We start from the raw sequence: 8862 nt of genomic DNA, 5'->3' as shown, positions 1-8862 counted from the left end.
ATCCGGGAAGTTGTGCGGATCTTGGGCGCGGCGCGGCGGCGCGGCGGCGCGGGGCGGGGCGGCGCGGGGCGGGGCGAACGGGGACGGCCTGGATACGCGGGAGCCCCCGGTCCCCGTGAGGGGGCCGGGGGCTCCGGAAGACGTCAGCTCAGCCAGCCTGCTCGGCGAGTTGGAGGAACTGCCGCTTGGAGGCGAGCGCCTGCTCGGCTTCCTTGATCCGGCGTGCGTCCCCGGCGCTCTGCGCCCGAGCCAGCCGGTCCTCGGCTTCCGCCACCTGTGCCCGCATCTGGGCGAGCAGCGGGTTGTCCTCCTTGGTGGTGCGGCGCCACGCCGAGTCCATCACGTCGCGGACCTTGTCGTCGATGACACGCAGTCGGCGCTCCAGCCCGGCCGCCGCCTCGCGGGGGACCCGGCCGGCTTCGTGCCACTGCGCCTGGATCTCGCGCAGCTTGGCCTGGGCGCCCTTCGGGTCGGCGTCGATGTCCAACGCCTCGGCCTCGGCGAGCAGGGCCTGCTTGCGCTCCAGGTTGCCGCGCTGCTCGTTGTCCCGGGCGGAGAAGACCTCACTGCGCCGGCTGAAGAAGGCGTCCTGCGCACCCCGGAATCGTTCCCAGAGCTTCTGCTCGGCCTCCTTGGAGGCGCGCGGCGCGGCCTTCCACTGGGTCATCAGGTCCTTGAGCTGGTTGGCGGTGGCGGCCCAGTCGGTGGATTCCTGGAGCTTCTCCGCCTGGGCGACCAGCTCCTCCTTGGCGGTCTGCGCCTGCTTGCGCTGCGAGTCCAGAGAGGCGAAGTGGGCGCCACGACGTCGGGTGAAGCCGTCCCGGGCGGCGGCGAACCGCTTCCATAGCTCACCGTCGGCCTTCTTGTCGACCCCACGGATGGTCTTCCACTCGTCGAGGATCTCCTTGAGCCGGTCGCCGGCGGTCTTCCAGCCGGTGGACTCGGCGGCGAGCTTCTCGGCCTCCTCGACCAGCGCGGTCTTGCGGGCCAGGGCTTCGCCGCGAGCGGCGTCCCGGGCGGCGCGCGCCTCGCCGGCCTTCTCCTCGGCGAGGGTCGCCAGCTTGTCCAGACGAGCGGTCAGGGCGTCGATGTCGCCGACCACGTTGGCCTCGGGCAGCGTGGTGCGGATCCGCCGGATCGTGGTCAGCGAGTGCCCGGCATCCGCCGCACCCGACTTGAGCCGTGCTTCGGTCAGGTCCACCTCGGTGACCAGATCGGCGAAGCGGCGCGCGAAGTGTGCCAGGCCTTCCTCCGGCGCACCCGCCTGCCAGGATCCGACCACCCGCTCGCCCTCGGTGGTCTTGACGTACACGGTGCCGTCCGCGTCCACCCGTCCGAAGGCAGTCCAGTCGCTCATGTGCCCATCCTCGTTCTCCCGGCGTCGAGGGAACGAACCCCCGTCGCCGCCACGGCGCAGCCAAGTTGCTTCCGGCATTGTCACAGGTCTCACCCGGTCCGCGTCGAGCGCCTATCGCCGACCGTGACCATACGGTGTCCTAGGGGCCGAATGACCGGATCGGCGCGGAGACGCACCGGGGATTCCCGCTACGGTGAACGGGTGCCACTGGTCGCCGCCGCTGTCTGTCCGCATCCGCCCCTGCTCGTGCCCGAGGTGGCCGGCTCCGCGGCCCCCGAGTTGGACGACCTTCGGGCGGCCTGCGACACCGCCGTACGCCGCTTGCTGGCCGTCGGTCCGGACAGCGTGGTGCTGCTCGGGACCGGGCCGGTGACCGGTCCGATCCGCACTCCGGCCACCGGTTCTCTACAGCCCTGGGGTGTCGACCTGGACGTGCCGTTGGCTCCCGGTCAGCCCGACCGGGGTGCGGTGCTGCCGTTGAGCCTGACCATCGGCGCGTGGCTGCTGACCCGCCACGAGACGCCGCCGCCAGCCAGCACAGTGCCGACCAGCACGCCGCCGGTCGGCACACCGTCGACGAGCGCAACCTCGAACAGCGCACCGCCGGTCGGCGCACCGCCGACCAGCACGCCGACGGTCACCGCAGTGCAGGTGGTCGCCGACGCGGGCCCGGCCGAGCTGGCGGTGCTCGCCGACGAGGTCGCCGCCACCGGTGAACGGGTGGCGTTGCTGGTACTCGGGGACGGTTCGGCGTGCCGGGGAGTGACGTCACCCGGGTACGACGACCCACGCGCCCTCCCGTACGACCAGGGGGTTGCGGCGGCGCTGGCCGACGCGGACCTGGACGTCCTGCTCGACCTGGACCCGGTGGTGTCCGCGGAGCTGAAGGCCGCCGGTCGTGCGCCCTGGCAGGTGCTGGCTGGCGCGGCCCGGGCGGCTGGCGGCGGGTGGCGCGGTGAGCTGTTGCACCATGCGGCTCCCTATGGGGTCGCCTACTTCGTGGCGTCCTGGGAGCGGGTGTGACCAGCGGTACGGTCGTCGCGGTGGTTGGCCCGACCGCGGCGGGTAAGTCGGCGTTGAGCATCGCGTTGGCGCACGCCCTGGGCGGGGAGGTGGTGAACGCCGACTCGATGCAGCTCTACCGGGGCATGGACATCGGCACCGCCAAGCTGACAGTCGCCGAGCGCGACGGGGTGCCGCATCACCTCCTGGACATCTGGGAGGTCACCGAGCCGGCGAGTGTCGCGGAGTACCAGCGGTTGGCCCGCGCGGCGGTCGACGACATCCTGGCCCGGGGGCGGGTGCCGCTGCTGGTCGGTGGGTCGGGGCTGTACGTGCGGGCGGTGCTGGAGCGGTTCGAGTTCCCCGGCACCGACGCGGTGCTGCGGGAGCGGCTGGAACGAGAGTTGGCGGAGGTCGGCCCGGCGCCGCTGTACGCGCGGCTGCGTGCCGCCGACCCGGCCGCCGCCGAGGGCATCCTGCCCGGCAACGGCCGGCGGATCGTGCGGGCCCTGGAGGTGATCGAGCTCACCGGAGCGCCGTTCACGGCCTCGCTGCCGCAGCCCACGCCGTACTACCCGTCGGTGCAGCTCGGCGTCGACCTGGACACCGGGCTGTTGGACGAGCGGATCGCGCTGCGGGTCGACCGGATGTGGGCCGACGGCCTAGTGCCGGAGACCCGTGAGCTGGTCGGGCGCGGGTTGCCGGAGGGGCGGACGGCGAGTCGGGCGCTCGGCTACCAGCAGGTGTTGCGGATGCTCGCCGGTGAGCTGACCGAGTCGCAGGCGCACGACGAGACGGTTCGGGCGACCCGGCGCTTCGTCCGCCGGCAGCGGTCCTGGTTCCGGCGGGATCCGCGGATCCACTGGTTGGACTCGGCGACGCCGGACCTGATCGGGGCCGCCCTGCGCCTGGTGCCGGCCGCTGCGCGATGATGGGTGCGTGGAGTTCACCAAGGGCCACGGCACCGGCAACGACTTCGTCCTCCTTCCCGACCCGGACGGTCAGCTCGACCTGACCCCGGAGTTGGTCGCGGCGCTCTGTGACCGGCGGAGGGGCATCGGCGCGGACGGCGTGCTGCGGGTGGTCCGCGCGGCCAAACACCCGGACGGTGCCGGGTTGGCCGGCGAGGCCGAGTGGTTCATGGACTACTGGAACGCCGACGGTTCGTTCGCCGAGATGTGCGGCAACGGCGCCCGGGTCTTCGTGCGGTACCTGCTGGACACCGGCTTGGCGACGCCCGCCGGCGCGGCGTTGCCGGTGGCGACCCGGGCCGGCGTCGTGCGCGCGCTGGTCGAGGGCGACGCCGTGTCCGTCGAGATGCGCCGCCCCCGGGTGTACGACGAGTCGACCGCCACCCTCGGCGAACTGACCCTGACCGGCACTGCCGTGGACATCGGTAACCCGCACCTGGTCTGTGTCCTGCCCACCGGTGTGGAGTTGTCCGCGCTGGATCTGACGAAGGCTCCCGGGTACGACCCGGAGGTCTTCCCGAGCGGGGTGAACGTGGAGTTCATCGTGGCGGGCGACCCGGTCGACGCCACCGACGGGCACACGCTGATGCGGGTGTACGAGCGAGGCAGCGCCGAGACCCTGTCCTGCGGCACCGGCGCCTGCGCGGTGGGCGCGGTGGCCCTGCGCGACGCCGGCCGGGACACCGGTGTGGTGGCGGTGGACGTCCCCGGCGGCCGCCTGACGGTCACCGTGACGGCCGACTCCTGCTGGCTCTCCGGACCCGCCGTCCTGGTAGCGACCGGCGAGATCGACCCCGCCGCCCTGCTTCGGTGATCAAGAGGTTTGCGTCAGAATCCACGCTCTTCCTGACGCAAACCTCTTGATCAACCGGGGCTCGCTGAGCCAGGGCTCGGCGGGGGAGTGTGGGTCAGGGGGTCGCGCTGGCGGTGGCGGCGATCTCCGGGAGGTCTGCCGGGCCCGGGTCGGCGGCCGGCAGCGGGCTGGGGTTGTGCGCGGCGGCGCGGACGGCGGCGGCGACGGCCGGGGCGACCCGGGAGTCGAAGACGCTCGGCACGATCACCGTCGGGTTGATCTTTTCTTCGCCCACCACGTCGGCGATGGCCTGGGCGGCCGCGATCGCCATCTCCTCGGTGAACTCCTCGGCGTGCGCGTCCAGCATGCCGCGGAACACCCCGGGGAAGGCGAGCACGTTGTTGATCTGGTTCGGCTGGTCCGAACGGCCGGTGGCGACCACCGCGGCGTGCTTGCGCGCCTCCCGCGGGTCGACCTCCGGGTCCGGGTTGGCGAGGGCGAAGACGATCGAGTCCTTCGCCATCTGGGCGATGTCGTCGCCGGTGAGCAGGTTCGGCGCGCTCACACCGATGAACACGTCGGCACCCCGGATCGCACCCGGCAGGTCACCCGAGTAGTTCTCCTTGTTGGTGTTCTCCGCCAGCCACTGCCACGCCGAGTTGAGCCCGGTCAGCCCACGGTGCAGGGCGCCCTGCCGGTCGTACGCGATGATGTCGCCGACGCCCTGGCGCAGCAGCAGCTTCATGATCGCGGTGCCGGCGGCGCCGGCACCGGAGACGACCACCCGCACGTCCTTGAGCTCCTTGCCCACGACCCGCAGCGCGTTGGTCAGCGCGGCCAGCACGCAGATCGCGGTGCCGTGCTGGTCGTCATGGAAGACCGGGATGTCCAGCGCCTCGCGCAGCCGGGCCTCGATCTCGAAGCAGCGCGGCGCGGCGATGTCCTCCAGGTTGATCCCGCCGTAGGCCGGCGCGATCGCCTTGACGATCTGCACGATCTCGTCGGTGTCCTGGGTGTCCAGCACCACCGGCCAGGCGTCCACCCCGCCGAAGCGCTTGAACAGCGCCGCCTTGCCCTCCATCACCGGCAGCGACGCGGCCGGGCCCAGGTTGCCCAGACCCAACACCGCGGAACCGTCACTGACCACCGCGACGGTGTTCCGCTTGATGGTCAGCCGCCGGGCGTCCGCCGGGTTCTCGGCGATCGCCATGCAGACCCGGGCAACCCCCGGGGTGTACGCCCGGGACAGCTCGTCGCGGTTGCGCAGCGCGACCTTCGACGTCACCTCGATCTTGCCGCCCAGGTGCAGGAGGAACGTGCGGTCCGACACCTTGCGCACGTCAACGCCGTCCAGCGCGGTCAGCGCCTCGACGACCTGGTCGGCGTGACCGGCGTCGGCGGTGTCGCAGGTCAGGTCGACGATCACGTTGGTCGGGTCGGAGTCCACCACGTCCAGCGCCGTGACGATCGCCCCGGCCTCGCCGACGGAGGTGGTGAGCCGGCCGATCGAGGAGGCGTCCGCGGTTACGGCGATCCGGATGGTGATCGAAAATCCGGCGCTGGGCAGTCGGGTGATGGCCACGGGATCCCTCCGTCACGGCTGTGCGGCCGTTCGGCCGCCGCCCGCATTTCTACCGGGTTGTCGACCCCGACCAGCATTCGGCCCCACTTTTGGCGACCTTCACCATGGGCATATAGCAGGTGCGTTCGGCGTTGTGTCATGTCAGGATTACGTTCTACTTATCAAAACGGACAGGAGAACCGCTTGCGGAACCAGGAGAGCTTCGTCCCCGTCGAGGACGAGTTCGACGACGTCACCACCGGCGAGCTGGACCTGTCGGAGCGGCAGTCTCTCCGGCGCGTCCCAGGCCTCTCTACCGAGCTCAGCGACGTCACCGAGGTGGAATACCGCCAGCTGCGGCTGGAGCGGGTGGTCCTGGTGGGTGTCTGGACCGACGGCACGGTGACCGACGCAGAAAACTCCCTGACCGAGCTTGCCGCGCTGGCGGAGACCGCCGGTTCGCAGGTGCTCGAAGGGCTCATCCAGCGCCGCACCCGGCCCGACCCGGCCACCTACATCGGCCGCGGCAAGGTCGACGACCTCAGCGCGGTGGTGCTGGCCAGCGGCGCCGACACTGTCATCTGCGACGGTGAGCTGTCGCCGTCGCAGCTGCGCAACCTGGAGCAGCGCACCAAGGTCAAGGTTGTCGACCGGACGGCGCTGATCCTCGACATCTTCGCCCAGCACGCCAAGAGCAAGGAAGGTAAGGCGCAGGTCGAGCTGGCCCAGCTCGAATACCTGCTGCCCCGGCTGCGTGGTTGGGGTGAGACGCTCTCCCGGCAGACGGGTGGTTCCGGCCGGGGTGGCGGCGCCGGTGGCGGTGTGGGTGTGCGTGGTCCCGGTGAGACCAAGCTGGAGACCGACCGGCGGCGTATCCGCCACCGCATCTCCCGACTGCGGCGCGAGATCAAGAGCATGCGCACGGTACGCGTCACCAAGCGCGCCCGACGCACGCGCAACTCGGTCCCTGCCGTGGCCATCGCGGGTTACACGAACGCCGGCAAGTCCAGCCTGCTCAACCGGCTGACCGGTGCGGGTGTGCTGGTGGAGAACGCGCTGTTCGCGACGTTGGACCCGACCACCCGCAAGGCCACCGCCTCGGACGGGCGGCTCTACACCCTCTCCGACACCGTCGGCTTCGTCCGGCACCTGCCGCACCAGATCGTCGAGGCGTTCCGCTCGACGCTCGAGGAGGTCGCGGAGGCGGATCTGGTGGTGCACGTCGTCGACGGCACCCACCCGGATCCGGAGGAGCAGGTCCGGGCGGTCCACGCGGTGCTCGCCGAGGTCAGCGCCGACCGGCTCCCCGAGCTGTTGGTGGTCAACAAGACCGACGCGGCCGACGAGGACACCCTGCTGCGGCTCAAGCGGCTCTGGCCGGACGCGATCTTCGTGTCCGCGCACTCGGGTCGGGGCATCGACGGGCTGCGCGCGGCGATCGAGGAGCGGCTGCCCCGCCCGGCCGTGGAGGTCCGGGCCGTGCTTCCGTACGACCGGGGCGACCTGGTGGCACGGGTGCACCGCACGGGTGACGTGCTCAGCACGTCGCACCTGCCGGAGGGCACGCTGCTGCACGTCCGGGTCGGCGCGGAGCTGGCTGCGGAGCTGGCGCCCTTCGAGGTCCAGCGGGAGAGTCAGGTGGCCGGCGTCCGGTCCTGAGCGACCACGGCGTCATCCACCGGAAACGCGCGGCATGCGACACTGACCGAATGCGCCGCGTTGTTTCCTCGGTCACGGTTGCCCTCGGCCTGCTCGGGGCAACCGTGGCGCTCTCCGGAGTCGCAGTGGCGGCTCCCGCCCCCGGGTTGTCCGCTGCCGCTCCCGGGCAGAAGCGGTGCACGATCACCGACGAGCGCCTGCGGGAGCTGTCCGGGCTGGTCGCGACCAAGAGTGGCTACATCGTCGTCAACGACGGCACCGAGAACGTGGCACGTAAGCGGGTCTTCTTCCTCGACAGCAAGTGCAAGATCTCGAAGGAGCCGGTCCGCTACTCGGGGCAGGGCCCGGCCGACACCGAGGACCTCGCTCTCTCCAAGGACGGCAACACCCTCTGGATCGCCGACATCGGCGACAACGCGGACTCGAAGACCCGCCGCACACGCATCGCGCTCTGGTCGATGCCGGTCAGCGGCAACAAGCAACCGACGTTGCACCGGCTCGCCTATCCCGAGGCGAAACCGCACGACGCCGAGGCCCTGCTCATCGGCGACGACGGCAAGCCGCTGATCATCACGAAGGTGACCAGCGGCAAGGCCGAGATCTACACCCCCGCGACGGCTCTGAAGAGCGGCGACACCGAGCCGGTGCCGATGCGCAAGGCCGGCGAGATCACCCTGCCGAAGACGCAGACGGAGAACCCGCTCAACACGTTCGGCCGGATCGCCATCACCGGCGCGGCCCGGTCGCCGGACGGTTCCCGGGTGGTTCTGCGCACGTACGCGGACGCATTCGAGTTCGACGTGAGCGGCGGCGACATCGTCGGCGCGCTCAGCACCGGCAAGCCCCGGGTGACGGCGTTGGCCGACCCGTTCGGCGAGGCCATCAGCTACTCCCCGGACGGGAAGTCGTTCCTCACGGTCTCCGACGCCACCCGGTTCGGCGAAGACGAGCCCCTCGACATCCTCAGCTACACACCGTCCAGCTCGACAGCGGTGCCACAGGCACCGGGCGGCGGGGCTGCTGCCAAGCCGGCCGCCTCGAAGTCCTGGACGGACGGGCTGAGCTTCGACGACATCACGTACCTGGTCGGCGCGGTCGGGTTGCTCGGTCTTCTGCTGGTCGCCGCCGGCATCGTCGGCATCGTCCGGGCCCGTAACCGGCCGCCGGCTGACGACTCCGACTCGTCGGACCCGGATGGTGAGCCGCTCGACCCGCGCGGCGGCCGGTCCGCCGATGATCCCCGAGCATCTGCCGACCGTAAGGGCGGTGTCTACGGTGGTGGCGCAGCGGCGGGCGGTGCGGTCTACGGCGGTGCACCGGGTCGCGGCGGTGCCCCGGGTCGTGGCGGCCCGGCTCCGGCAGGCGGTGCCCCGGGTCGCGGCGGCGCGGCCCCGGCAGGTGGTGCGGTGTACGGAGGTGCCCGCCCGGCAGCGGCCGATGGTGGCTACGGCGGGGCGCGGTCGCGACGCATAATGGTCGGACCGGTAGCGCGACGCAACGACGGCACGACAGGCCGACG

General features: G+C 71.6%; 7 protein-coding genes. 5 read left to right on the top strand and 2 right to left on the bottom strand.

Features of this window, described 5'->3' with window-relative positions; all coding sequences use genetic code 11:
* Nucleotides 1–148: 148 nt before the first annotated feature.
* Nucleotides 149–1357 carry a DUF349 domain-containing protein gene (locus tag ACWCO3_RS26445; RefSeq protein WP_145784933.1) on the bottom strand — a complete coding sequence of 403 codons (1209 nt, stop codon included), beginning with the start codon at nt 1355–1357 and terminating at the stop codon, nt 149–151.
* A gap of 201 nt (nt 1358–1558) precedes the next feature.
* On the opposite strand from ACWCO3_RS26445, the gene ACWCO3_RS26440 reads away from it, so the two are divergent.
* Genes ACWCO3_RS26440 through dapF form a run of 3 tightly spaced genes read left to right on the top strand, consistent with a single transcriptional unit; the run spans nt 1559 to nt 4144 of the window.
* The gene (locus ACWCO3_RS26440) at nt 1559–2380 is read left to right on the top strand and encodes a hypothetical protein (protein ID WP_450012590.1); all 822 of its coding nucleotides are present in this window, start codon (nt 1559–1561) and stop codon (nt 2378–2380) included.
* Nucleotides 2365–3291, top strand: coding sequence for a tRNA (adenosine(37)-N6)-dimethylallyltransferase MiaA (miaA, locus tag ACWCO3_RS26435; RefSeq protein ID WP_423436939.1), 927 nt, complete (start codon nt 2365–2367; stop codon nt 3289–3291). Before ACWCO3_RS26440 ends, miaA begins: the two co-directional genes overlap by 16 nt.
* Before the next feature lie 7 nt (nt 3292–3298).
* Complete coding sequence (dapF, locus tag ACWCO3_RS26430) at nt 3299–4144, top strand: diaminopimelate epimerase (RefSeq protein WP_357933901.1); 846 nt, start codon at nt 3299–3301, stop codon at nt 4142–4144.
* A 94-nt stretch (nt 4145–4238) separates the two neighbouring features.
* On the opposite strand, the gene ACWCO3_RS26425 is transcribed toward dapF, so the two are convergent.
* Complete coding sequence (locus ACWCO3_RS26425) at nt 4239–5705, bottom strand: NAD-dependent malic enzyme (protein ID WP_145784929.1); 1467 nt, start codon at nt 5703–5705, stop codon at nt 4239–4241.
* Between the two features lie 183 nt (nt 5706–5888).
* On the opposite strand from ACWCO3_RS26425, the gene hflX reads away from it, so the two are divergent.
* Together hflX and ACWCO3_RS26415 are read left to right on the top strand one after the other, a co-directional pair.
* Nucleotides 5889–7343: a GTPase HflX gene (hflX, locus tag ACWCO3_RS26420; protein WP_145784928.1), complete on the top strand. Its 1455-nt coding sequence runs from the start codon at nt 5889–5891 to the stop codon at nt 7341–7343.
* Nucleotides 7344–7393: 50 nt separating this feature from the next.
* A partial coding sequence (locus ACWCO3_RS26415; RefSeq protein WP_450012587.1) for a hypothetical protein occupies nt 7394–8862 on the top strand: 1469 nt, incomplete at its 3' end.

The sequence above is a fragment of the Micromonospora sp. NPDC002411 genome (assembly GCF_053592955.1).
This window is presented reverse-complemented; position numbering and strand designations above follow the sequence as displayed.

What these genes read in the sequence shown, in the direction of transcription:
- ACWCO3_RS26445 (WP_145784933.1), bottom strand. Translation starts at nt 1,357, where the DNA reads ATGAGCGACTGGACTGCCTTCGGACGGGTGGACGCGGACGGCACCGTG.